Raw genomic sequence first — 24860 nt, forward strand, 5'->3', positions numbered from 1 at the left:
TCTTGCTGAAACCCGCTTGATCCGAAGACCAAGGGGTGTGGCTGTCTTATTCACCCGACTCGCTATTTAATTGTCAAAGACCTTGTTCCGCGCCTTTCGTGCGGCGGAGGAGTTAACTACTCCCGCCCCGCGGCGCCGTCAACGATTATTTTCACTCTCGCCGACTTTTCTTCCCGCTGCCGTCGCGGCCCTCAGGGCCTCTTCGTCAGCGGAGGAGCTTTCTACTTCCAGGCGGCTCCCGTGTCAACAACTTCTTTCGAAGTCCGTCAACTTTTCCCGCCGCCGAAGCAACGCTTCGTCAGCGGGAGGGGACTTCTACGTGCGCGCCCCGTTCCCGTCAACAACTTTTTTCATCGTCGCTGACTTTTCGTCCCCGCCGCATCGCAGCGCGAACACCCGGAGCACCCACCAGAGTGCCGCCTCGTCTCCAAGATCAGTTGTAAAAGAGCTTTCCGTCCCCGCCCGCAGCAACTCGCGTCCCCGCAGGCAGAAGGGGGCTTTTAGAGACATGGCGGGCAAAGGTCAACACCTTTTCGGAATTTTTCCCAAACTTCTTCCCGCCACAAGCCCCCGACACCCCCCTCTTCCAAGCCTGCTAGAACTCCAAGTGCTTGTACGTCCTGGGGAACGCGATCACGTCGCGGATGTTGGTCACGCCTGATATTACCATAACACGCAGCGCTCCTTTTATCCACAGCAATCGCGGGAAAGCCGGGACCGGGAAGCTGAAACTGTTGCCAAAGCCGCGAAGTTCCCACGCGGGCCCCGCTTCATGAACCGGCGAATACGTTTGAAGACCTGGCGTACGATTCAGGCAGCACCGCTCGCGCGTCCGCTCATGCGCTTGCCTGACCGCACTCTCGGCGGCAGGAGCCCCGGGAGCATACCGGAACGCGCGTCTGCGCCACGCAAGGCGAACACCAGTACCTCAGTTGCCTTACGCGCACGCAATCTGAAGTCCCGGACGGCTTGGAGCAGAGCAGCAGCCTCGCCCCCCTTCGTGTGCATCTGTATGCCAAGCAGCGGCTGTTGCCCGTAGCGTCCTCCTGCACGCGCCCGCGCGCGGCCTGTCCACGCTCTCGCCGCTGAAGAAGATGAATCCATACTCGCGCGCGCCCGCGCGCAATCAAAAAACTCTTATGCATGGCGCATAACGGCGAAGGCGCGGACCTCCGTTTCGGGAAGCCCGCGCCTTGCGGTATCATCTTGCCGGACGCATCCGACATGTCATCTCTACAGGCCCCTTCAGGCCATCACCCTACTCGCCCAGCATTTCCTTGACGAGCTTCAGGGTCTTCTCGGTGTCCACGGGCTTGGTGAGCACGGGGACGTTCTTGGTGAGCACGGGCGGACGGGGTCCGACGCCGCTGATCACGATGACCGGGATCTCGGCCAGTTGGGGTTCCTGGCGCAGCTTCACGTAGAACAGGGTGCCGCCTCGGGCGGGCATGTCCATGTCCAGGGTGATGAGGTCCGGCGTGTGGACCTGGGCCATTTCCAGACCTTCGACGCCGTTCTTGGCGCCGACGGTGGCATAGCCGGCCTCTTCAAAGACGTCCTTGAGATACGAGATGATCTCGGGATCGTCGTCGATGATGAGGATCTTCTTGGCCATAGTTACCTCGCGTTTTCGCGGCTACGCCGCTTTGTAGATTATTTCAGCTTGCCCAGGGCCTTGACCATTTCCATGGCCACGCCGATGCCGTCCTTGACCTCGGAGTTGGACAGAGCGCCAACCACTCCGAACATGCCCACCGGCTTGGCGTTGGCCAGGTCGATGTTCGCGGGCATATCGGTGAGCTTCTCCAGGAGTTCGAGCATCTTGGGGTCGCTCATCTTCTTCAGCAGACCGATGAGCACCACGAAGCTGTCGCCCATGGCCTCGATGTCCTCGGGGCCGTAGTGCTGCGCGATCTTTCCGCGCACTTCCAGCATGGCTTCGTAGGTGCGGAACACGCCCTTCTGCTCCAGGGTGCCCAGGTAGCGCACGGTGTTGTGCAGTGCGCTCTTCATCATCGGCTCCATGGTGTGCCACATGTCGATGATGGTCTCGAGAGCTTCCAGGGCCCAGGTCAGGTTCTTCACGTTGACAAGGAGCTTCTTGAACAGAGGCATCAGGTCTTCCAGCTGGAAGCTGTCCTCCACGTCCTTGAATTCCTTGATGAGGGCGTAGAGAGCCTGCTTCATGATCGGGTTCAAGTCCCTGATCAAGTCGTCCATGGGCTCTCTGGCCTCGCGCATCACAGCCAGCTCGGCTTCTATCTTGCCGAGTTTTTCAAGAATAAGGTCCTCTTTGCTCATGGTCACTTCTCCTAGAAGCCGCCGGGGCGCTTTTTGCCGGCCATGAACATCTGAGGTTCGAGGGGCAGATCCTTACCCTTGAGCATCAGGTTGAAATACACCCACTTGAACATCATCTTGCCCCAGTAGTTCATGTAGGATTCTTCCAGCAGACCGAAGGGTCCGATGCCGGGGAACGGATACTTGCCCGGCAGAGGCTCGACCTTGTAGTTGAAGTCGATGAGCGCGGCTTTCTCGTAGCCGGTGACGATGAAGCAGTTGGAGTGGCCGTCGAACTCGGGGCGCGGGGCCAGACCTTCGATGTCGCGATGCAGGTTCTCGGTCAGCACGTCCGCCTCGAAGTGGGTCACGGAACCGGCCTTGGAGGTGGGCACGTTGGTGGCGTCGCCCAGGATGTACATGTTCTCGTAATCCGGGGACTTCAGGGTGTAGTGGTCGGTCTTCATGTAGCCCATGGGATCGCCGATGTCGGAATCGATGATGACCTGGGAACCGAAGTTGGGCGGGATGGCCACCAGCAGATCGAACTCGACCTCGTCGCCCTTCATGGATTCCATCACGCCGCGCTCGGCGTCGACGGCCGCGATCTCGAAGTTGGGGACGATCTTGATGTTCTTCTCTTCGCAGATCTTGCCCAGGGCGGCGGCGGCCACAGGCTTGGTGAACGCGCCGGTAAGCGGCGTGACCAGTTCGATCTCGATGTTGTGGCGGGTGCCTTCCATCGAGAAGAACCAGTCGGCCAGGAACAGCCACTCCAGGGGAGCGACCGGGCACTTGATGGGCATCTCGGCGATGTTCAGGCAGATCTTGCCCTTCTCGAAGCGGGCGAGCTTGTGGGCCAGGTCCACCGCGCCGTTGGGGGTGTAGAAATCGTGGATGTTCTTCTTCCAGCCGTCCATCATGCCTTCGATCTCGCCGGGCATGATGCTGCAACCAGTGGCCACGACGATCCAGTCGTAGGAAACCTTGCTGTTGGTGGTGGTGACGACCTTGCCAACGGGGTCGATGTTGGTGATCTCTTCGTTGATGAAGTTCACGCCAGCCGGAATGAAGCTGGACAGAGGACGGATGCAGTCCTTGATGTCATAGATGCCGAAAGGCACGAAGAGCCAACCGGGCTGATAGTGGTTGACCGTGTTGCGGTCGATGATGGTGATCTGCCACTCTTTCTCATCCAGCTTCTGACGCATTTTGTTGGCGATTATGCAACCGCCGGCGCCGGCACCAAGAATAACAAGCTTTTTCATGTCCTAACGGCTCCTCTAGTGGTTTGAAACCTAGGTCGACGTTGTCCTCCAAGCGTCCTTGGAGAGTCCCCAATCCACGTGACCCCACTAAAGCAGACGCCGTGCCAGAGCCTCACATTCACAATTACATCAACAAATTAAACAGGTTGCATTGACAAGGGAGATACTCTACCCAAACCCAGGGCCGCAACATTGGTTGACGAAAGCTCTTTCGGGGGTCGCCTCAACCCACAGCCAGGGCCATCCCGCAGAGCTCGCAAAATACGTTGCGCCGTCAACTTTCGTTGCAGCAACAGCACATTGCCGACCGAGCGTCGCGAAAAGCAAAACGGCAAATTATCGCGGGCAAGTGTTCAAACCTTTCTTTTTCTTTACTCTCTCTCCCCGGTTGCGCTATACGTGGGTCATAATCGCCCCAGCTTTACGGCAGGGCGCGCAACCCAAGGACGCTCCGCATGACACCCATCGACCCATCTATGACCACGGCCTTGTCGCCGTGGGAGCCGGGAGGCTTGGCCCTCACGGTGTTCTTCCTGCTGGTGGCGGGCCTTTTGGCGGTGATTCTGGTACTGACCCAGCTGGTGAACCCCGCAAAGAGTTCTCTGGAGAAGGACAGACCCTACGAATGCGGCGTGATCCCCACGCCTGAACCGTCCTTCCGCTACCCAGCGCCCTTCTCGCTGGTGGCCATGGTATTCCTGATCTTCGACGTGGAAACGGCCTTCATCTATACTTGGGCCGTGTCCTTCGACGTAATGAGCGCCGCCAGCTTCATCGGCATCTCGGTGTTCATCGGCGTGCTGCTCTTAAGTCTTTGGTATCTTTGGCTCAAGGGAGGGCTCCAATGGGGTTCGGCCACCAGACCATGAACATGCCCGGATTCACGCCCGGCGCATCATCCACAACCGGCCAGCCCTCCAGCGTGGACCTGGCCCTGGACTGGTGCCGCGCCAACAGCCTGTGGCCCTTCTTCTTCGGCCTGTCCTGCTGCTTCGTGGAAGAAGCCACGGCCTTCACCGCCCGCTACGACATCGCCCGCTTCGGCTCCGAGGTGTTTCGCGGCTCCCCCAGGCAGAGCGACGTGCTGATCGTGTCCGGCACCATCTTCAAGAAGGTGGCCCCGGCGGTCCTGCGCCTCTATGAACAGATGAGCGGCCCCAAATGGGTCATCTCCATGGGGTCGTGCTCCAACACCGGCGGCATGTACGACGTGTACTCCGTGGTCCAGGGCGTGGACCAGATCCTGCCCGTGGACATCTACGTTCCCGGCTGTCCGCCCAAGCCCGAAGCCCTGCTGCACGGGCTGATGGCGCTTCAGGCGCGCGTGAAGACCGAGCGCCCCCTGCGCCCGATTCTGGGACTTCCAGGCGGCAGCCAGGGCGGCAGGACTGAACATCTGGTGGACGGCGTCACCAAAAGCATGGACACGCGCGGCCCAGGCTTCGCAGGCAGCGCCGTGCGCGGGACTTCAGCGACCCCGCCGGGCTTTGAAGGCAACAGGTCGCGTCTGATGTGGACCCCGCCCGCCGCGCGCATCGAGATTTCAGAACCGGACAGGAGCCTCGCCGCCGAACTCCAGGAACGTTTCAGCCCGGAAATCGAGCAGGTCGAGCCGGTTTCGGACATGTCCACCCTGCTGGTCCCGGCGGACAAAGTTCATGCGGTGCTTGAGCACCTGAAGACCCGGCCCTCCTCACCCTTCCAGCGCCTGGAGGACCTGACCGCCATCGACGAGTCCGCGCGCCAGGCTAGGCAGGGCTACCCGGACTACCATCTGGTGTACACGCTGCTGGAGTTCCGCAAGGCCCGCAGGCTTCGCATCAAGGTGCCGCTCACGGGGAAATCCCCCCAGGCCGACAGCGTCACCGGGCTGTGGGGCTGCGCCGACTGGTACGAGCGCGAAGTGCGCGACATGTTCGGCATCGGCTTTGCGGGCAACGACGACCCCAAGCCGCTCATCCTTCCGCCCAACTGGCCGGGACACCCCCTGCGCAAGGACCATCCGCGCCGGGCCACCACCATGGCCCCGTTCACCCGCGCCGACCTCGCGGCGCTTGAGCCTGTGGACGCTGCCCAAATACTTCGCCGCCCCGTGGACGAGGAGGAGATGCTCCTCAACTTCGGCCCGCACCACTACGGCACCCACGGCGTGATGCGCTACGTGCTGGCCCTGCACGGCGAGACCATCCGGGCCATGGACATCGAGATCGGCTACCACCACCGGGGCGTGGAGAAGATCGCCGAGCACCAGTCCTGGCACCAGTTCATCCCCTACACCGACCGGGTGGACTATCTGGCCGGAGTGGCCAACAACCTCTCCTACGTGCTCTCCGTGGAGAAGCTTGCCGGTATCAAGGTGCCCGACCGGGCCGAGTACATCCGGGTGCTGCTGTGCGAGCTGTTCCGTTTGTCCAACCACCTGCTCTGGTACGGAACCCTGGTGCAGGACCTGGGCATGATGAGTGCCATCTTCTACAGCTTCCGCGAGCGCGAGACCATCCTGGACCTGATCGAGACCATCACCGGCGGCAGGCTGCACCCCTCGTGGCTGCGCATAGGCGGCGTGGCCCAGGACCTGCCGGAGGGCTGGCGCGAGAAGCTGGACGCCTTCATCAAGGTGTTCCCGGCGGCCATCAAAGAGTACGAGGCCCTCTTCAACAAGAACCCCATCTTCAAGGCCCGCACCATTGGGGTGACCCCCATGGACCGGCGCGAGGCCATGGAATGGGGCATCACCGGCCCCAACCTGCGCGCCTGCGGCGTGGACTGGGACCTGCGCAAGAAAATCCCCTACGGGGCCTACCCCGCCTTCAATTTCGACGTGCCCACGGCCCACGGCGGAGACTGCTTCTCGCGCTACACCGTGCGCATGGAGGAGATGCGCCAGAGCCTGCGCATCATCGAGCAGGCCGCGCGAGACATGCCCGGAGGGCGCGTGATCAGCGAGGATTCACGCTACAGCCTGCCCGACAAGAAGGACTCGCTGAAAGACATCGAGAGCCTGATCCACCACTTCGTGAACGTGTCGCGCGGCCCCACCATCCCGCGCGGCGAGGTGTACCACGCCACGGAATCCCCGCGCGGCGAACAGGGCTACTACGTGGTGTCGGACGGTCTGGCCTCGCCCTACCGGCTGCACATCCGCTCGCCGGGCTTCGCCAACGTGCAGTCGCTCAGGCACTTCGTGCCGGGGCACACCATTCCGGACCTTGTGGCCACGCTGGCCTCCATCGACTACATCCTGCCCGATATCGACCGGTAACGGACAGGCAAGGAGATTTCGCGAGTATGCTGCCGGAAGAACTGGAAAAAAGCCTGCACGACATGGTCACCCACACGGACCAGCCCCGCGAGATGGCCGTGGACGTGCTCTATGCCCTGCAGAACCACTTCGGCTACCTCTGCGACGAAGCCATAGAGGAGGCGGCCAGGCTCCTGGGCATGACCCCCATGGAGGTGGACGAGCTGGCCACCTTCTACGATTTTCTCTACCGCGAGCCCGTGGGGCGCTACGTCATCCACGTCTGCGACGGTGTGGTGTGCTGGATGCACCGGGTGGACGGCGTGTTCCGGCATTTGCAGGACAGCCTGGGCATCGATGTGGGCCAGACCACGCCCGACGGCATGTTCTCCATCCTGCCCACGGCCTGCATCGGCGACTGCCAGAACGCTCCCGGAATGCTGGTCAACGGGAAATACTACGGCAGGCTCACCAACGAAAAAATCGACGCGATCCTCCACCGCCTGCGCGAGCACGGCGAAGAGATCGTGGTGTGCAGGTAAGCCATGTCAGAACTCGTTCTGTTTAAAAACCGCGGCAAGCGCCGCCACGTCTCACTGGACGAATACCGGGCCAACGGCGGCTACGCCGGGCTTGAAAAGGCCGTAAAGACCATGGCCCCGGCGGAGGTCACCAAGGCCGTGCTGGATTCGGGCCTGAAAGGACGCGGCGGCGCGGGCTTCCCCGCCGGGCGCAAATGGGGCGGCGTGCCCGCCGACAGCCCGCACCCGCGCTACGTGGTGTGCAACGCCGACGAGATGGAGCCGGGAACCTTCAAGGACCGCATCATCATAAACGCCGACCCGCACCTCCTGATCGAGGGCATGATCCTGTCCGCCTACTCCATCGGCGGGGACAAGGGCGTCATCTTCATCCGCCCCTCCTACGAACTGGAGGCGGAACTGCTGAGCATCGCCCTGGACGAAGCCAGGGGGGCCAACCTCCTGGGCGACAACATCCTGGGCACGGACTTCAGCTTCGACATCATCGTGCACCGAAGCGGAGGCCGCTACATCTGCGGCGAATCCGGCTCGCAGCAGCGCGCCATCATGGGCGTTCGCCCAAACCCCATCGAGACCGGCTACCGCTCCGCCGTGCGCGGCCTGTGGGACAGGCCCACCATCGTCAACAACGTGGAAACCCTGTCCAACGTTCCGGGCATCATCCGAAACGGCGTGGAATGGTTCAAAGGGCTCTCGGCCATAGACGGCGGCGACGGCAACAAGCTCTATCCCGTGAGCGGCATGGTGGCCAACCCGGACTGCTTCGAACTTCCCTGCGGGGTCACCCTGCGCCAGATAATCTTCGAGCACGCGGGCGGCATGCTCCCCGGAAAGACCTTCAAGGCCGCACTGCCCGGCGGCACCTCCACCACCTTCATGCCGGAGCAGTTCCTGGATATCCCCATGGACTTCGATACGCTCAAGAATCACAACCTGCGCCTGGGAACAGGGGCGGTGATCGTCTTCGACAAGGACACCTGCCTGGTGGCGGCCACACTCAACATGATGCACTACTTCGCCCGCGAATCCTGCGGCTGGTGCACCCCCTGCCGCGACGGCCTCCCCCTGGTGCTGGACCTCCTGGAGCGCATCGAGACCGGAACCGGCACGCAAGAGGACGTGGCAACCCTGCGCCGCACGGCGCAAGCCATGGAGTACGCCAACTGCGCCTTCGCCCCCGGAGCCGCCGCGCCGATCCTGGGACTGCTGGATTATTTCATGGACGAGGTCATGGAGCACATAACTTCCAAGGCCTGCCCCTTCGGGTCCCACGCCGCCCTGCCCTGGAGCGGGGACCCCTCTGCGGTCATCACCACCTGGCCCGGCGCTCCCGAAGGCAGCTGCCCCGGCGCGCGGCCCAGGCCAAAACCGAGGCGGATCGTCTCATGCCCGATCTGATAATCGACGGACTGCGCGTATCCGTGCCCGAGGGAACCACGGTCATCGAGGCCGCGGAAACCCTGGGGATCATGATTCCGCGTTTCTGCTTCCACCCGGCGCTCGGCTCGGCGGGATCGTGCCGCATGTGCGCGGTGATGTTCACGGACGGCCCCGTGAAGGGGCTCCAGATGAGCTGCATGGTCAAGGCGAAGAACGGCATGGTGGTGGACACCGGCCACCCCGAAGCCCTGGCCTACCGCAAGCACATCGCGGAGCTGCTCATGCTGCATCACCCGCACGACTGCCCGGTGTGCGACGAGGGCGGGCACTGCCTGCTCCAGGACACCACCATCTCCTGCGGGCACAGCCTGCGCGGGTTCAAGGGCAAGAAACGCACCTACAGGAACCAGGACCTCGGCCCGCTGGTGGCCCAGGAAATGAACCGCTGCATCCACTGTTACCGCTGCTCCCGCTACTACCAGGACGTCTCGGGATACCGCGACTTCGGCCCCATGCGCATCGCGGGCGGCGTGCAGTACGGACGCTACACGGACGGCCCGCTGGAGAGCCCCTTCGCAGGCAACCTGGTGGAAATCTGCCCCACGGGCGTATTCACGGACAAGCCCTCGCGCCACAAGGCCCGCCACTGGGACCTGGAGCGCGCCCCGTCCGTGTGCCTCTCGTGCAGCCTGGGCTGCAACACCACGGTCTGCGCCCGCTACCGGGCGGTGGTGAAGCTCGAGGCGCGTGAAAGCGCAGAGGTCAACGGCCACTTCCTGTGCGACCGGGGGCGCTACGGCTACGAGTACGCCAATCTGCCCGAGCGCCCGCGCACGGCCACCGTTGACGGGACCGAACTCCCCCTGCACGACGCCCTGGCCGAAACCGCCGCACGCCTGAAACGTATCCGCGAGGCCCACGGCGGGGCCGCCGTGGCCTGCCTGGGCTCCTCGCGCCAATCCATCGAAAGCCAGGGCATGCTTGCCTCCATGGCCTCCATGGCCGGATGGCGCAAGCCCGAGTACTCCACGGGCAGCCACCGCAAGCGCAACATCCTGTCCGCCCTGGCGGGCCTGGGACTTGACCTGCACGTCTCGCTCGCGGGCATCGGCGCGTCCGACTGCGTCCTGGTTGTCGGGGCCGCGCCCCTGTCCGAAGCCCCCATGCTGACGCTGTCCTTGCGACAGGCCGCGCGCAACGGGGCGGCGGTGTGCGTCATCGACCCAAGGCCCCTGGTCATGCCCCTGCCCTTCCTGCACATCCCTTCGCGCAAGTACGACATGGAGTCCTGCCTGGGGGCCATACTGCGCAGAGCCTTTCCCGATCCAGGCCCGGACTCCTCCCCCGAGGAGGCCGCGTTCCTGGAGGCGCTCGCCCCGGAAATGCCTGAAGCGGCGGCAACTCCCGGCTGGGAGGAATTCGCCGCGAAGCTGGCCTCGGCGCGCATGCCGGTGATCGTCTGCGGCACGGACATCGTCAGCCTGAGCACCCCGCCCCTGGCTGCGGGCGTAGCAAAATTCCTGGCGGGCCGCCTGGGCAAGGCCGGGTTCTTCCCGGTGTTCGCCGGGGCCAACGCCCTGGGCGCGGCGCTCATGAATCCGGACCCGGACACAAGCTTCGACGACATCGTGGAGGGGATCGACCAGGGGAGCGTCAAGGCGCTCATCTGCGTGGAGTCCGACCCGCTGGCGCGCTTCGCCAACCACTCCAGGGTTCATGAGGCGTTCGAGAAGCTGGAGCTGCTGGTGTGCATCGATCACCTGCCCTCGCGCACCCGGGACAAGGCCCGCATCTTCCTGCCCTCCCAGACCGTGTTCGAGGCGGGCGGCAGCTTCGTGAACCAGGAGGGCCGCCTGCAATACGCCCATCCGGCCTTCGCCTGCGCCGCGCCCCTGTCCCAGACCCTGGAGAACGGAGATCCGCCCAGGACCTTCTCGCAGGGCGTCCCCGGCTCCGAGCCGCGCCCCAGCTGGGAGCTGCTCACCCGCCTGGCCGAACTCTCCGGCATGTCCTGCTGCCCGCCGGGCGAAACGCCGCACCCCTGGAACGGAGTGGCGAGCGCCTCGCCTGTGCTGGCCGCCCTGTCCTCTGACGCCTGGCCGCATAACGGCGTGCTACTCCTGCCCGAGAAAGGCTGCGGCCCCGGCCTGGCCGCAAGGCCCTCTGCGCCTGTGCCAGATGCCGGAGCGGACCTCATCATCACCGAGCAGGCCTTCGGCACGGAGGAGCTCTCCAGCTACGGCACGATACTCAGAAGCCTGGCCCCCATACCGCAGGTGATGCTGCACAGCCTGGACGCCACCACCATCTCGCTGCGCGAGGAAGACTACGTGCACATGGCCTGCGAGATCGGCGCAGTGCGGTGCTACGTCCGCATGGTGGAGAACATGGCCCGCTCCACCGTGGTGCTGCCACGGCGCGACGACAGCGGCTGGCAGTACGCCACGGCCAACGGCTACACCGTGGAGCTGTCGCTTCTGCACAAGCACGTGGACGGCCCCGGAGAGCACGGGGCGCACGGCAAACCTGAGGAGGGCGACGCATGACCATGTGGCTCGCCGGATTTGCCGTTCTTCTGGTGAAGATGGCCCTGGTGCTGGGCGTGGCCCTCTTGGGCGCGGCCTACCTGGTGCTGGTGGAACGAAAACTCCTGGGGCGCATGCAGCTGCGCTACGGCCCCAACCGGGTCGGGCCGTTCGGCCTGCTCCAGCCCCTGGCCGACGGGGTCAAGATGATCCTCAAGGAAGACCTCGTGCCCCAGGGGGCCGACAGGTTTCTGTTCATGATGGTGCCCGCCGTGCTGCCGCTGACCACGCTGTTGGCCTTCGCGGTGGTGCCCTTCGGCACGGAACTGACCATCATGGGCCAGCAGGTGCCCATGGTCATCACCGACCTGGACGTGGGCGTTCTGTTCGTCCTGTCGCTGTCATCCGTGGGCGTGTATTCCCTGGCGCTTGGCGGCTGGGCCTCCAACAGCAAGTACAGCCTGCTGGGCGCGGTGCGCGGCGTGGGCCAGATGATCAGCTACGAGCTGCCGCTTGGGCTGTCCCTGGTGCCGGTGATCATGCTGGCCGGGTCCATGAGCCTTGTGGACATCGTAAACGCCCAGGCGGACATGCCGTTTATCGTGTATCAGCCCGTGGCCTACCTGCTGTTCGTCCTCTCCGCCCTGGTGGAGGTCAAGCGCACGCCCTTCGACCTGGCCGAGGCCGAGAACGAGCTCCAGGCCGGCTTCCATATGGAATACAGCGGCATGCGCTTCGCGCTGTTTTTTTTGGGCGAATACCTGAACATGATCTTTCTCGGCGCGTTCGCGGCGCTGCTCTTTCTGGGCGGCTGGCACGGCCCGGTGCTGCCGCCGTTCGCGTGGCTGCTCATAAAAACGGCCATCATGCCCATCCTGCTCATCTGGATACGCGCCTCGCTCCCCAGGCTTCGGCCCGACCAGATGATGCGCCTGTGCTGGGTGTGGCTCGCGCCCCTGGCGCTCCTGAACATTCTGGCCACCGGGGCGGTCATGCTCCTCAAGGGGTAACGCATGGACGAACGCAAAGGCATTGCGGCCAGTGCCGTGGAGGGAACACGCGGCATCCTGGAGCCGTTCTGGGTGACCCTCAGGCAACTGTTCCGCAAACCCATCACCGAAGAGTATCCCGAGTTCAAACGGACTCTGCCCGAGCGCGCACGCGGGCGCATCGTACTGACCCGCAGCCCCGACGGCGAGGAGCGCTGCGTAGCCTGCCAGCTGTGCTCGGCGGTGTGCCCGGTGAGCTGCATCTCCATGCAGTCCGCCGTGCGCGAGGACGGCAGACGCTACGCAGAGTGGTTCCGCATCAACTTCGGGCGCTGCATCTTCTGCGGCCTGTGCGAGGAAGCCTGCCCCACCCTGGCCATCCAGCTCACCAACGACTTCGAGATGAGCGCCGACGCCCCCATGCAGCTGGTCCACGAAAAGGACGCCCTCACCGTGGACCACGGCGGCAGGCACCCTGACTACGATTTCTACCGCCACGCGGGCGTGGCGGTCGGGCGCGAACCCGGCTCCCACGAGGACGAGGACGCACCGGTGAACCCCAAGAGCAACTTCCCATGAGCCGCAACCGTTACGGAGCCTCTTCATGAGCCTGACCCAAGCGCTCTTCTACCTGCTGGCGGGCGTGATCATCCTGTCCACCGGCATGGCCGTCAGCCGCAGGCAGCCGGTGCACGCCGTGGTGTATCTGGTGGTGTCCTTCTTCGCCACGGCGGTGCTGTTCGCGCTGCTGGGCGCGCCGCTGGTGGCGGTGTTGCAGATCATGATCCCCGCCGGGGCCGTCATGGTGCTGTTCCTGTTCATCATCATACTGCTCGGGCGCGAAGCCCCAAAACCGCGCGACGATTCGGCCATGCGCTGGGCCTTGCCCGCGATCCTGGCCATCATCACCGTGGCTGCGGGGCTCATGCTCATCGCCTCGCCCCAGCATCAGGCCATGCCCCTGGCAATGGCCAAGGCCTCGGCCCGCGAGCTGGGCACGTACCTGTACCGGCACTACTGGCCCGCCGTGGAGGCCGTCTCCGTGCTGTTCTTTGTCGCACTCGCCGGAGCCATGTTCCTGGTGCGCGATTTCAAGCCCAGTCCCGACGGCGCCCCCGACAACGACCCCGACGGTGGCAATGAGGAGACCAAGCCGTGACCGCCCCCCTGGAACACATCCTGGCCCTGGCCCTGGTTCTCTTCGCTTTGGGCGCGTTCTGCGCCCTGGCCCGGCGAAACCTGATCATGATTCTACTTGGCGTTGAGGTCATGCTGAACGCATGCAGCATCGCCCTGGTGGGCGCGTCTCTCAAGTGGCAGGCCCCGGACGGGCAGGCCTTCACCCTCATCCTCATGGCCCTGGGCGCAGCGGAAGCAGCTGTGGGCCTTGCCCTCTTCGTCCACGCGCGCAAGCGCACCGGCACCCTGGACGCCGCAAGCTACTCCAGCATGAAGGGTTAGCACGTGAAAATACTCGCTTTCCTCATCCTCGCGCCGCCGCTTTTCGGCGGCCTGACCCTGGCACTGACCGGGCGCAACCTCCCCCGGCGCACCTGCGAGGTGCTGGCCAGCCTGACCATCCTGGCATCCTTCGTAGCCGCCGTGACCGCATGGTTCACGTTTCCGGGAGGGCGTGAAGTGCTGTCCCTGGCCCGCTGGTTCTCCGCCGGGCCGGTCACGGCCTCCATGGACGTGCTGCTCGATCCGCTGGCGCTCACCATGGCCGTGATGGTCACCTTCGTGTCCTTCATCATCCACGTGCATTCCATATGGTACATGCGCGGCGAGGAAGGCTACGTCCGCTTCTTCTGTTATCTCAACCTGTTCGTGTTCAGCATGCTTGTCATCGTGCTGGCGGACAACCTGCTCTTTCTCTTCCTGGGCTGGGAGGGCGTGGGGTTCTGCTCGTATGCGCTGATCGGCCACTGGTACCACGAGGAATTCCGGGGCAAGGCCGGGCAGAAGGCCTTCATCCTGACGCGCATCGGCGACGTGGCCTTCGTGGCCGCCATGGCCGTGCTGGTGTCCACGCTGGGAACGTTGTCCATCGCCCAGATCGACGCCCAGTCCGTGACGCTCTCGGCCGGGATGGCCCTGGCCTTGAGCCTGCTGTTCCTGTTCGCCGCGGCGGGCAAATCCGCGCAGTTGCCGCTGCTGGTCTGGCTGCCCGACGCCATGGCCGGGCCGACGCCGGTCTCGGCGCTGATCCACGCGGCAACCATGGTCACGGCTGGCGTGTACCTGCTCATGCGTCTGTTCCCGGTGGTGGCCGTCTCGCCCGACGCCATGCTCATGGTGGCCATGGTGGGCGGGCTGACCGCCTTCATGGGCTGTCTGGCGGCACTCGGCCAGCGCGACATCAAGCGCATCCTGGCGTGGTCCACCATAAGCCAGGTGGGCTACATGCTGCTGGCCCTGGGCGCTGGCGACGTGACAGGCTCCATGTTCCACCTTCTCTGCCACGCCTTCTTCAAGTCCCTGCTGTTCTTGGGCGCCGGGTGCATCATCCAGGTGCTGCACGAGGAGCAGGACATCCTGAACATGGGCGGATTCCTGCGCAAGGCGCGCCCGGAGATCTTCTGGCTGTTCCTCATCGGCGCGCTCGATCTGGCCTCGCTTCCGCCCACTGCCGGATTCTTCAGCAAGGGCCGGGTGCTGGAAGCTGTGCTGGCCCAGCCCGGCATGGCCTACCAGGGCCTGTTCATCCTGGCCGCCTGCGGCGCGGTGCTGACCTCCTTCTACACCTTCCGGCTGGTGTTCCTGGCCTTCTGGGGCGACCCCGTGAAGCCCCTGCACCACGAACCGGCCCAGCTGCCCACGGGGATGGCGCGGGTGCTCTGGCCCCTGGCCGTGCTGGCCCTGGGCGCAGGGATCATCAACCTGCCCGGCACCTGGGACGTCAGCGGCTGGCTGGCCAAAACGCTTGATGGCATTCCCGGCGTGGTCCAGCCCCCGCACGGAGAACACGGCGGCACAGCGGAGCTCATCGATCTGGCCGCCGGGTTCGGTGGTCTGGCCCTGGCCTGGTTCTTCTACGCGCCCAAGCGACGCCCGGACCCGCAGATCCTCGTCGCCCGCGAGGACGGCATGCTGGGCGTATTCCGCAGCGGCCTGGGCCTGGACGCCCTGTACAACGCCGTGTTCGCGCGGCCCTACCGGGCGCTCTCCGGCGTTCTCTGGAAAGGCGTGGACGCGGGCCTGATCGACGGTGCCGTCATGGGCAGCGGCCGAATGTTCGCCTACGCCTCCGAGCTTGTGCGCCCCCTGGCCACGGGAAGGATATCGCTCTACCTCATCATGCTCGCCGCCGGACTGGCGGCGCTGCTGGCGGCGCTGGCCGCCGGCATCAAATGACCTGCGACGCCGGGCCTGCAACTTCAAGGAAGAACACCGCATGAACGACTTTCCCTTGCTGACCGCCGTCACCTTCCTGCCACTGGCAGGAGCGCTGGGCGCGCTGGCGTTAGGCAAAAGCCCGGACGCCTGCCGACGCTTCAGCCTGATCGCCGCCCTGGCCCATCTGGCTTTCACGGCCTGGGGCATGAGCCGGGCGCTGCCGCTGACGGAAGACCTGGCCTGGATTCCGGCACTTGGCGCGCGCTACACCCTGGAGATGGACGCGGTCAGCGGCATCCTCTCGCTCATGACCTCGTTCCTCACCGTGATAGCCGTGCTGGTTTCCTGGAAGGAGATCGAAGAGAAAGTCGGCGCGTACTACGCCCTGATATTTGGCGTCTCCACCACGGCGCTGGGCGTGTTCCTGGCCCGCGACCTGCTCCTCTTCCTGGTGTTCTGGGAGGCGCAGCTGGTGCCCATGTTCTTCATCATAGGCATCTGGGGCCACGAGGACCGCAAGCGCGCGGCCTTCAAGTTCTTCCTGTTTTCCATCGCAGGCGGGCTGTTCATGCTGCTGGCCGCCATCTGGCTGTATCTGGCCCACGGCGGCGCGACCGGCAACTATACCTTCTCGCTCGCGGCGCTCATGGCCTCTCCGGTGGCTCCCGGCGCGCAGGTCTGGCTGCTGGCGGCGTTCCTGCTGGCTTTTGCCATCAAGACCCCCATCGTGCCGCTGCACACCTGGCTCCCTGACGCCCACACCCAGGCCCCCACGGCGGGCAGCCTGCTCCTGGCCGGGGTGCTCCTGAAGACCGGCTCGTACGCCCTGGCCCGCTGGGCCATTCCGCTCTTTCCCCAGGCCTTTGCCGAATACTGGTGGGTCCTGGCCGCGCTCGGTTCGGGCGGGCTGGTCTACGCATCCTGGGTGGCTTTCGCCCAGACCGACGCCAAGCGGCTGGTGGCCTATTCGTCAGTGGGGCACATGGGCCTTGTGGTGCTGGGCTTGGCCGTGTGGAAGACCGCCAGCCTGGAGGGGGCGGTGCTGCTCATGGTGAACCACGCCCTGACCACGGGCGCGCTGTTCATCATGGTTGGCATGCTCGGCGAGCGCGCCGGAACCCGCGAGATGGCCAAGTTTGGCGGCCTGTGGAAGACCATGCCCACCTTCAGCGGTTTCTTCCTGCTGTTCGCCATGGCCTCGGCGGGTTTGCCGGGCCTTGGAAACTTCGTGAGCGAGATGCTCATCCTGCTGGGCTCCTACCAGAGCGCCCCCGTGCCTGCCGCCCTGGCCTTCGCGGGGCTTGTGCTGACCCTGGCCTACGTGCTTCGCCTGTTGCAGCAGATGCTGTTTGGCGAGAGCCGCACCGGAAACGTCTATCACGACCTCACCCCCAGGGAATCGCTCATCCTGACCCCGCTGGCTGCGTGCGTGGTGGTTCTGGGCGTCGCGCCCTGGTCGGTGCTGGACCTCATCAGTATCCCGCTCAAGGCCCTGCTGGCCTGAGGACATGAACATGAACTGGCAAATCTCCAGCTATCTCCCCATGTTGATCCTGTGCGCGGGAGCCCTGGCGGTGTTCGTATGCGGGGCCATATCGCCCGCGCGCGGCCTGCTGTTCCGCTCCATCGCCCTGGTGTCGTCCGCAGCCGCCTGCGTCTCGGCGCTGGGTCTGGTCCCGGACGCCACCCAGAGTCTGGTGGACGCAGGTCCCTACGCCCGGTTCTTCACCGTGCTGCTGTGCGCCCTGACCTTCCTGTGCATCCTGTTCGCAGGCGAGTACGCCCGCAGGCGCGGGTTCGAGCGCGACGAATTCCACGCCCTGGTGCTGCTGGCGGGGCTCGGCATGGTGCTCCTGGCCGTGTCCACCGACTGGGTGATGTTTTCCATCGCCCTGGAGATTTTGTCCCTGGCCCTGTACGTGCTCATCGCCTCGCGGCGCGACAAGTCCCAGCCCCTGGAAGCCGCCATCAAGTATTTCGTGCTGGGTGCGGTGGCCAGCGCCATGGTCTTCATGGGCATCGCCTTTCTGTACGCGGGATCGGGCAGCCTGGACATGGGTGCCAGCCTGAGGGTCAGCGCGTCTCAGGGGACCACGCTTCTGGGCCTGGGCTTCATTCTGATCGGCCTTGGGTTCAAGCTGTCCCTGGCCCCCATGCACCTCTGGACCCCGGATGTGTACCAGGGCGCTCCGGCACCAGTGGCGGCGTTTCTTTCCGGCGGGGCGAAAGTCGCGGTGTTCGCGGCGCTCTTGCGTATTGCGCTTGGCGGGTCGGCCGCCTGGGACGCGGTCCTGCCTGCGCTGTGGGTGGTGGCCGCTCTGTCCATGATCGGCGGGACGCTCGGAGCCCTGACGCAGAAGCGCGTCAAGCGCATGATGGCCTATTCGTCGGTCACGCATGTGGGCTTTCTGGTGCTGGCGCTTCTGTCCGTGAAGACGGCAGGCCCCGGTCCGGCCATGTTTGCTGCGGCTGCCCTTGGCATCATGGACGTGGCCGTGTTCGGCTGCCTGGGGCTCCTGTCCCCGCGCGGCGAGGACGCAGACCTGATGGAGAGCCTGTCGGGGCTTGGCCTCTCAAACCCAGGCGTGGGAGCAGTTCTGGCGGCGAGCCTCCTGACCCTGGGCGGCCTGCCCCCCACGGTGGGCTTCGTGAGCAAGCTGGTGATCTTCAAGGCGTCGCTCGGTGCCGGATACCTCTGGCTGTCTGTTATCGGCATCGGCGCGGCCATCGTGAGCGTCTTCTACATCCTGCGGGTGCTGGCCGCGATATACGCTCCGGCGGCAGAGGGGCAGGCGGCCCGGCCACTGCCGGAAAACCCCGGTTTCACCGGATGGGTGGCCGTGACGCTGTCGGCAATCCTCATGATCGGGCTTGGCGTGCTGCCCGCGCCAGTGATGGACGCGGCGGCCTGCACCGCTCGGGTTATCATGGTGGGAGCGGGAGCGCCGTAGCGGACGGCCCGAGGACAGTGAATCAAAAGCAGAAGGCCCGTGTCACCCACGGGCCTTCTGAATTTGAGAGCCATTCCCGGCTGGCAGGGGCGGCAACCCTCCAGCTACGATGAATGACCAGCCATCATGGCCTGAAATCTGGCGCTCACGGTCTCCATGCGGGTACGGTTTGCGCCCAGGTCCCAGTATCCAACCCGTGACGCCGAGCGAAAATGAATCAGCTTTTCTTCCGGTATCAGCAGAAATTCAACATCGTCCACAAAACCGAACAAACTGCTGGTGAAGGTAAAACGCATAAGCGGCCCCTCGCGGGAGACGAAAGCCGCGCCCGGCATGTTCTCCGCCACCCATTTGAGGCCGGTGAAAGCGTTCTCGGGATCGCGGGTGAAGCGTAACGGAGGCAGAACGCGGTCTTTTCCGGCGTTGCCAGGCACGCTGGTCACACAGTTGGGGGAAGACGGGCAGGGAGAGAGTTGCATGGTTTCTTATGGCAAAGAAGCGCGCTCTCGTCCAGCGTTTGATCACGACGCGATACGATTCCCAGGTCTGCGCATCGGGGAGATGGCGCGGATGCAGACTCACGCCCAAAAGAAAGAGCTCAATCATCGCAACACATCCGGCATTTGGCAGACCGCATGCCGGGAGTCCGCAAAAAAAGAAGCCCCGGGCGTGAGGCTACCCGGGGCTGCGCACGAGGCGTCGCTGACATGGCATGGGGGGGTGCCGTGGTCTGCGGCTTGTACACAATCTTTCTTCCCTCGCACACGCCGACCCGCACCAATTCCGGTGCGGGCCGACGGCAGGGATTCACAGGAAACTAGGACTGGGTGGTGGTGGGAGCGTTGGTCGCTTCCAGAATGATCTGGGAGGCGCGCACCAACTCGGCCACCTTGGCCTGGGCCTGAGCCTTGCGATATGTATCCAGATCCACGAACTGAAGCGCGTGCTTGGGGCAAGCCTCCACGCAAGCGCAAACTTCCTTGCCGTTGCTGGCGCGCCAAGCCTGGCAAAGGTCGCATTTCTTGGCGGAACCGTGGTTGGTTCTGCCGCCCTGCTCCGTCTCGCCCTCGACGCCGACCTCGATGGCTCCGAAGGGGCAAGCCATCACACACATCTTGCAACCGACGCAAAGGGATTCAACCACGTTGACCATGCCGTTCACCTGCTTGATGGCGCCGAACGGGCAGGCGTGGGCGCAAGGAGCGTCCTCGCAGTGGCGGCACTGGATGGGGAACTTCAGGTTGTCGACCTTCATCACCTTGATGCGGGGGACGACAGGGATGCCGCGCTTCTTGGCTTCGCGGAAAGGCATATTGATGTGAGCGCTGACGCAAGCAGCTTCGCACTTCTTGCAGCCGACGCACTTCTCGGGAGTTGCGTATACGATGGAATTTTCACACTGAATGGCCATGGCCATGCCTCCGTGTTGGGTGTTCGACCTCGATGCTTTTCACGTACAGCTCACGCCCGGTCGAGAGCGTGACGCTGGATTTTTCGCACACCGGGCAACGCAGGATGCGTCCCTTCCTGGTGGCGGGCGCGGCGCAGACGTCGCAAATGCCGCTGGCCTCTATCTTTTCAACGATCAGTTTCGCTCCATCCGCCGGGGTCCCAAGGGCGATCATCTCGAAGCAGGCGGCCAGGGTGTTTTCCTCGACGCCCGCGTATTCGCCCACGCACATGTCGATCTGGCGCACGGCTCCCGTATAGACATCCCCGGAACCGGCCCCCCGGACCTGTTGCAGGACGATGTCCAGAATGCTCATTGCTAACGACGACTCATGCATTGCGGTTCTCCGGCGAGCTGCTGCTCGTCACGGTTTTTCCTTCTCCCATTTTCCAGGGCGATACTGTCAGCAGGACGACAAAACTCGAAAAATGTGCGGAAAAATGAATTTATTTGGCAAGAGAAAACCGCATAAGGCCAACGGTATGAGGCGTCTTGGAATATGCCATAATTACGGGGTGATGGGCATCAGCACAGCGTGACCCACGGTTAGAGAATAATCCACGCGGGCGGAGGATCCCGATAGGAACGCTTGAACTGCCGAGCATTTTCTGGGGCGTGAGGGGATGCAGGAGTACGGGGGGATGCGATGAAAGGGAAGCAGGGAATTGCGCGCACACTGCGTGCTGACACGGTAAAGGCCGGAAGGGTATCCCCTCCCGGCCTTCACGCTCTTAACTGAGTGAGTATGAATCTGGTCGATTAGGCGGCCTTGCGGCGGCGCATCCACGCCAGGCCGGCAGCGCCGACGCCCAGAAGCAGCAGGGTGCCGGGCTCAGGAACTGCGCCGGGATTGGGAGGAGGCAGCGTGCCGCCGTCGATGGAGAGGGCGGACTTTGCGAGGGTCACGGCCCAGCCAGCGGCAGTGTTGTCGATTTCAATCCACACCTGCAGACCGGTAGCGATGTCATCGAAGAAATTCGCACCGAGGGCGAAATTGGTGAACGCCCAGACATCGTTTCCGCCGGCAAGCGAACCAAGAAGCGTCTTGACGCCGTTGTCATACGCATAAATGTAATCGACTTCACCTGCAGAGGCGTCAACGTCGAAAGCGCTGATGTTGAGCGCGGCCGTGGTGATGGTTCCAGCAATGGCAGAGTGGTTCCATCCCCAATCCATGCCCCACCAGCGGTAGTAAGGAGAGTTGTACTTGTTCGCATCGACATCAACAAAATAAGTCGATGCAGTCTGCTTTGAGAAATCCTGCACATCTGTAACTGCAGCCATTGACAAACTCGAGAAAAGCAGCACCGCCCCTATACACAGCCCAATTGAACTCCTAAGCATCACCATTCCCTCCTTGTAATATTGCATCATCTCCACCACATTTTTACACCAAATTTATTCGATCGGGACATTTCACACTTTTAATGGAACAAATGGCAACATACAAAAACCGTTCCAAAACGTAACCAGCTAAAAACATGGCACAATACCAAGCTACCCGAAGAATCTTTTGTAAATATGTCCGACAACAGGAAGCATCGCGAGGCAAAGGAACCAACTCACTCCCTCTCGCCAAGTCGCTTCCCATGCGACGCCCATATCGGCTATTTGAAATAATCGCGATCTTAATACATGGAGATAAACAACAATCAGTACCCTGACTTACATCTCTTTGGATTCAGACATACACAACAAGCTCCCACGGGAACACCTTGAAACATTATCCCAACATTACAGCGTGATACCGCCCGACGAACAACACGCACGCCTATACAAACCATGGCAAATGCGCATTGACCAAACGAATAACCACTCTTGGACGCATGGCAAAAGTTCTGTAAACAATCCCGACAAACCTCGCAAAGCGAAGCGCAACCATTAATACCACTCAAATACATCGAGAACTTAGCATGCACACAAACATGCATTCTGAAGCTCCATCACGACCACCAACGACATCAATATATACAAAACAAACAACATGCACATCAATCACCATTGATGCAAAACAAAATATCCACACACCTACCACTCTCAAACTTAATAGCATTAACAATCTTTGACACTTTCACGACATTTCCACGACACACAAATCAAGATTCGCAACGAATACGTGCACGTAACCTATCAATACATTTTCAATACACAAGCCAAACCCATGTCATTCCAGCTATACATCCTTACTCCAGGAAAATTTCTGAATTCTTTGCATGCATTTCCCGAATACAACAAAAAAGCCGCCCCGGAGGGCGGCTCGTTGGACTCACAGAGTCTTGGCAGCGCGATCAGCGCTCGGTGCAGGAGATGCAGGGGTCGATGCTGTTGACGATGAGCGGGATATCCGCCACCTGGCAGCCCGCCATCATCACCTGGAGGGCCTCCCAGTTCATGTAGGTAGGCACGCGCCACTTCAGGCGCTGAGGCATGTCCGTTCCGTCGGAGCGCACGTAGTAGAACACCTCGCCGCGCGGAGCCTCGGAGCGGGCGATGGCCTCGCCCTCAGGAATCTGCACGAACCCGGCGAGCTGGTTGGGGCCTTCGGGCATGTGCTCCAGGCACTGCTCCACGAGGGACACGGACTCCACGGCTTCCCGAATCCGCAGCATGGCGCGCGAATGCACGTCGCCTGCGGTGTCGGTCTGCACCTCGAAGTTCAGCTCGGGATAGACGGCGTAGGGAGCCTTGCGGCGCACGTCGTAGTTCACGCCCGAAGCGCGCGCCACAGGCCCGACCACTTCGTATTCGATGGCCTTGTCCAGGGGCAGCACGCCGATGCCCTGGGTGCGGGTCTTGATGAGCGGGTCGGTGTCGTAGACGTTGTGCAGCTCGGCAACCAGGGGTTTCAGCTTGTTCAGCTGGGCGAGCATGAAGCCCTTGCTCTCTTCGTCGATATCGTAGCGGCAGCCGCCGATGGTCAGCGCGCCCAGGTTCATGCGGTTGCCGTACACGCCTTCCTTCACGTCCTGCATGATCTCGCGGATTTCCATGGCGTGCATGAACAGCGAGTCGAAGCCCACCAGGTGGGCCATGATGCCCACGTTGAACAGGTGGGAGGCGATGCGCTTCACCTCGTCGGCGATGACGCGCAGATACTGCGCGCGCTCGGGCACCACGATGCCCGCCAGGTTCTCCAGGGCCATGCAGTAGGTGGCCGGATGGCTGTTGGAGCACAGGGAGCAGACGCGCTCGGTGAGGGTGATGTTCTGGAACCAGTTGCGGTTCATGGCCAGGGCTTCCATGCCGCGATGCACGTGCCCGGCGGCCAGTTCCACGGCGCGCACGGTTTCTCCCTCGACCTTGACGTCGAAGTACATGGGCTCTTCGAGCGCCACGTGCAGAGGGCCGACCGGCAGAGTGTATGTCGAGGACATTATTTTGCCTCCTTGGCCCACTTGGGCATGTCCATGCCGGAGAAGACCTTCTCCCAGAGGGTTTTGGTGCTCGCTCCGTTCATCATGGTGGACAAGGGAATCAGCTTGTCCAACTGGCCCGCGTCCAGGTCCTTGTCGATGAACAGCCTGCGCGGGTTGGGATGGTTCTCGACCTTGATGCCGTAGAGTTCCATGAACTCGCGCTCGTTCCAGTCGGCGTTGCGGAACCAGCGGGAGATCGAGGGGACCCGGGGCGGGTCCTCGTCCACGCAGACGCTGACGGTCAGGACAACGCCGTCCAGGTCGAAGTGGTAGGCGATCTCACGGCCGTCCACACGGGCGTACTTGTCGGTGCGGTAGGCGGTGATGGTCAGGAGCCTGGCTCGCGCCGCAGCAAGCCTGGGGGCCAGCAGTTCCAGCGCGCCGGACTCGCAGAGCTTCACCCAGCCGTAGGAGTTGTTCTTCAGGTCCTTGGTCCAGTGGACGCTGTCCTCGCCGAGCAGCGTGGTGACGGCGTCGGTCAATATCTTTTGGGCGATTTCATTCATCGCTGGTCTCACTTGTTTCCATGGCGGGTTTCGCGGGAACAGAGCGCTTGGCCAGGCTCTCGCGCTTGCAGGAAGGGCACATCAGGAAACGGTCCGGGTACTTGGTCCCCAGGGCTTCCACGATCACGGCGGGACGGGGCTGGATGCGTGAGCCGCAGGTGGAGCATTGCCCGTAACGCACGAAGCTGTCCTCGCGCACGGCGAAGCGGTCCTCGCCGCGATGGGCCATGTGCCAGTCGTCGGTCATGGTCAGGGCCTTGGTGGGGCAGTAGTGGGCGCACAGGCCGCAGAAGACGCAGCTGTTGTGCCAGAGCACGTACTCAACGCCAGAGCCGTCCTCGACCACGCGCATCTGGATGGCCCCGGCAGCGCACACGTGTCGGCAGATGCCGCACAGGATGCATTTGCTCTTGTCGTGGTTGGCCTTGCCGCGAAACCGCGCCGGGGTGTGGGCCGGGGCGAAGGGGAAGGCCTCGGTGCTGGGACCGGCCAGCAGGTTCTTCACCATTATTTTCAGGAACGGGAGCATGCGCCCTCCTCCATGCGTTCTTTCCAGACCTCCAGGGCCTTGGCGATGCCTTCGATGATGGCCTGGGGCCTTGGCGGACATCCGGGAACGATCACGTCCAGGTTGATGTACTGGTCCAGGGCGGTGTCGCAGGTGTAGCTGTCGCGAAAGGCTCCGCCCGTCACCGGGCAGACGCCCACGGCCACCGTGACCTTGGGGTGGGGGATTTCGTCGAACACCCTAAGCACCTTGTCGCGCACGCGCAGGGTCAGGGGGCCGGAGATGAGCACGATGTCGGCGTGGCGCGGGCTGCCGCAGTATTTGCAGCCAAGGCGCTCCACGTCGTAGCGCGGTATGAGGGCCGTGGTGGCCATTTCCACGTCACAGCCGTTACAGGATCCGGCGTTCAGCCGGTAGATCCACGGGGAGCGCGTGACGAGACTTCCGAGGGACTTGAACATGATATCC

General features: G+C 63.3%; 23 protein-coding genes. 12 read left to right on the top strand and 11 right to left on the bottom strand.

Going from position 1 to position 24860, the window contains the following annotated elements; all coding sequences use genetic code 11:
- Positions 1 to 1258: 1258 nt before the first annotated feature.
- Genes G453_RS0111405 through sqr form a run of 3 tightly spaced genes read right to left on the bottom strand, consistent with a single transcriptional unit; the run spans position 1259 to position 3548 of the window.
- On the bottom strand, positions 1259 to 1615 hold the full coding sequence (locus tag G453_RS0111405; protein WP_027191180.1) for a response regulator: 357 nt from the start codon (positions 1613 to 1615) through the stop codon (positions 1259 to 1261).
- Positions 1616 to 1653: 38 nt separating this feature from the next.
- Complete coding sequence (locus G453_RS0111410) at positions 1654 to 2301, bottom strand: DUF1641 domain-containing protein (protein ID WP_027191181.1); 648 nt, start codon at positions 2299 to 2301, stop codon at positions 1654 to 1656.
- 11 nt (positions 2302 to 2312) lie between these two features.
- Positions 2313 to 3548, bottom strand: a complete 1236-nt coding sequence (sqr, locus tag G453_RS0111415) for a type III sulfide quinone reductase, selenoprotein subtype (RefSeq protein ID WP_027191182.1) — start codon at positions 3546 to 3548, stop codon at positions 2313 to 2315.
- A 455-nt stretch (positions 3549 to 4003) separates the two neighbouring features.
- Here sqr and G453_RS0111420 point away from each other — a divergent pair, with 455 nt between their 5' ends.
- From G453_RS0111420 to G453_RS23610, 12 genes are read left to right on the top strand one after another with little or no spacing between them, the layout of a single operon-like run.
- A complete protein-coding gene (locus G453_RS0111420; RefSeq protein WP_027191183.1) occupies positions 4004 to 4417 on the top strand; it encodes an NADH-quinone oxidoreductase subunit A in 414 nt (137 codons plus the stop codon).
- The gene (locus G453_RS0111425) at positions 4393 to 6810 is read left to right on the top strand and encodes an NADH-quinone oxidoreductase subunit B/C/D (RefSeq protein ID WP_205620063.1); all 2418 of its coding nucleotides are present in this window, start codon (positions 4393 to 4395) and stop codon (positions 6808 to 6810) included. Before G453_RS0111420 ends, G453_RS0111425 begins: the two co-directional genes overlap by 25 nt.
- 26 nt (positions 6811 to 6836) lie before the next feature.
- Positions 6837 to 7331 (top strand): NADH-quinone oxidoreductase subunit NuoE, encoded by a 495-nt coding sequence (gene nuoE / locus G453_RS0111430; protein WP_027191185.1) that lies wholly within the window; start codon positions 6837 to 6839, stop codon positions 7329 to 7331.
- A 3-nt stretch (positions 7332 to 7334) separates the two neighbouring features.
- On the top strand, positions 7335 to 8729 hold the full coding sequence (locus G453_RS23595; RefSeq protein WP_084502259.1) for a complex I 51 kDa subunit family protein: 1395 nt from the start codon (positions 7335 to 7337) through the stop codon (positions 8727 to 8729).
- Positions 8717 to 11257 (top strand): NADH-quinone oxidoreductase subunit NuoG, encoded by a 2541-nt coding sequence (gene nuoG, locus G453_RS23600; RefSeq protein ID WP_051272337.1) that lies wholly within the window; start codon positions 8717 to 8719, stop codon positions 11255 to 11257. Before G453_RS23595 ends, nuoG begins: the two co-directional genes overlap by 13 nt.
- Positions 11254 to 12246 carry an NADH-quinone oxidoreductase subunit NuoH gene (gene nuoH / locus G453_RS0111445; protein ID WP_027191186.1) on the top strand — a complete coding sequence of 331 codons (993 nt, stop codon included), beginning with the start codon at positions 11254 to 11256 and terminating at the stop codon, positions 12244 to 12246. Before nuoG ends, nuoH begins: the two co-directional genes overlap by 4 nt.
- 3 nt (positions 12247 to 12249) lie before the next feature.
- Positions 12250 to 12804: an NADH-quinone oxidoreductase subunit NuoI gene (gene nuoI / locus G453_RS0111450; protein WP_043645547.1), complete on the top strand. Its 555-nt coding sequence runs from the start codon at positions 12250 to 12252 to the stop codon at positions 12802 to 12804.
- A gap of 25 nt (positions 12805 to 12829) precedes the next feature.
- Positions 12830 to 13384: an NADH-quinone oxidoreductase subunit J family protein gene (locus G453_RS23605; protein ID WP_051272338.1), complete on the top strand. Its 555-nt coding sequence runs from the start codon at positions 12830 to 12832 to the stop codon at positions 13382 to 13384.
- Positions 13381 to 13686, top strand: coding sequence for an NADH-quinone oxidoreductase subunit NuoK (nuoK, locus tag G453_RS0111460; RefSeq protein WP_027191188.1), 306 nt, complete (start codon positions 13381 to 13383; stop codon positions 13684 to 13686). The genes G453_RS23605 and nuoK overlap by 4 nt, the downstream gene beginning before the upstream one ends.
- Before the next feature lie 3 nt (positions 13687 to 13689).
- Complete coding sequence (gene nuoL / locus G453_RS0111465; RefSeq protein ID WP_027191189.1) at positions 13690 to 15579, top strand: NADH-quinone oxidoreductase subunit L; 1890 nt, start codon at positions 13690 to 13692, stop codon at positions 15577 to 15579.
- A gap of 40 nt (positions 15580 to 15619) precedes the next feature.
- Positions 15620 to 17065, top strand: coding sequence for a complex I subunit 4 family protein (locus G453_RS0111470; protein WP_027191190.1), 1446 nt, complete (start codon positions 15620 to 15622; stop codon positions 17063 to 17065).
- A gap of 10 nt (positions 17066 to 17075) precedes the next feature.
- Positions 17076 to 18512, top strand: a complete 1437-nt coding sequence (locus G453_RS23610) for an NADH-quinone oxidoreductase subunit N (RefSeq protein WP_051272339.1) — start codon at positions 17076 to 17078, stop codon at positions 18510 to 18512.
- A gap of 104 nt (positions 18513 to 18616) precedes the next feature.
- Here G453_RS23610 and G453_RS23615 read toward each other — a convergent pair whose 3' ends face one another.
- From G453_RS23615 to G453_RS0111515, 8 genes are all read right to left on the bottom strand, one after another.
- Positions 18617 to 18991: a DUF1499 domain-containing protein gene (locus G453_RS23615; RefSeq protein ID WP_084502261.1), complete on the bottom strand. Its 375-nt coding sequence runs from the start codon at positions 18989 to 18991 to the stop codon at positions 18617 to 18619.
- A 338-nt stretch (positions 18992 to 19329) separates the two neighbouring features.
- Positions 19330 to 19923, bottom strand: a complete 594-nt coding sequence (locus tag G453_RS0111485) for a 4Fe-4S dicluster domain-containing protein (RefSeq protein ID WP_027191191.1) — start codon at positions 19921 to 19923, stop codon at positions 19330 to 19332.
- The gene (locus G453_RS23620; RefSeq protein WP_051272341.1) at positions 19907 to 20299 is read right to left on the bottom strand and encodes a hydrogenase maturation nickel metallochaperone HypA/HybF; all 393 of its coding nucleotides are present in this window, start codon (positions 20297 to 20299) and stop codon (positions 19907 to 19909) included. The genes G453_RS0111485 and G453_RS23620 overlap by 17 nt, the downstream gene beginning before the upstream one ends.
- A gap of 422 nt (positions 20300 to 20721) precedes the next feature.
- Positions 20722 to 21336, bottom strand: a complete 615-nt coding sequence (locus tag G453_RS0111495) for a PEP-CTERM sorting domain-containing protein (RefSeq protein WP_084502293.1) — start codon at positions 21334 to 21336, stop codon at positions 20722 to 20724.
- A 914-nt stretch (positions 21337 to 22250) separates the two neighbouring features.
- A complete protein-coding gene (locus G453_RS0111500) occupies positions 22251 to 23336 on the bottom strand; it encodes a hydrogenase large subunit (protein ID WP_027191193.1) in 1086 nt (361 codons plus the stop codon).
- Positions 23336 to 23884 carry an NADH-quinone oxidoreductase subunit C gene (locus tag G453_RS23625; protein WP_043645550.1) on the bottom strand — a complete coding sequence of 183 codons (549 nt, stop codon included), beginning with the start codon at positions 23882 to 23884 and terminating at the stop codon, positions 23336 to 23338. Before G453_RS23625 ends, G453_RS0111500 begins: the two co-directional genes overlap by 1 nt.
- Positions 23877 to 24413 carry a 4Fe-4S dicluster domain-containing protein gene (locus G453_RS23630; protein ID WP_051272342.1) on the bottom strand — a complete coding sequence of 179 codons (537 nt, stop codon included), beginning with the start codon at positions 24411 to 24413 and terminating at the stop codon, positions 23877 to 23879. Before G453_RS23630 ends, G453_RS23625 begins: the two co-directional genes overlap by 8 nt.
- Positions 24398 to 24853: an NADH-quinone oxidoreductase subunit B family protein gene (locus tag G453_RS0111515; protein ID WP_027191194.1), complete on the bottom strand. Its 456-nt coding sequence runs from the start codon at positions 24851 to 24853 to the stop codon at positions 24398 to 24400. Before G453_RS0111515 ends, G453_RS23630 begins: the two co-directional genes overlap by 16 nt.
- Positions 24854 to 24860: the final 7 nt, after the last annotated feature.

This window comes from Fundidesulfovibrio putealis DSM 16056, from assembly GCF_000429325.1.
Lineage (GTDB): Bacteria > Desulfobacterota > Desulfovibrionia > Desulfovibrionales > Desulfovibrionaceae > Fundidesulfovibrio > Fundidesulfovibrio putealis.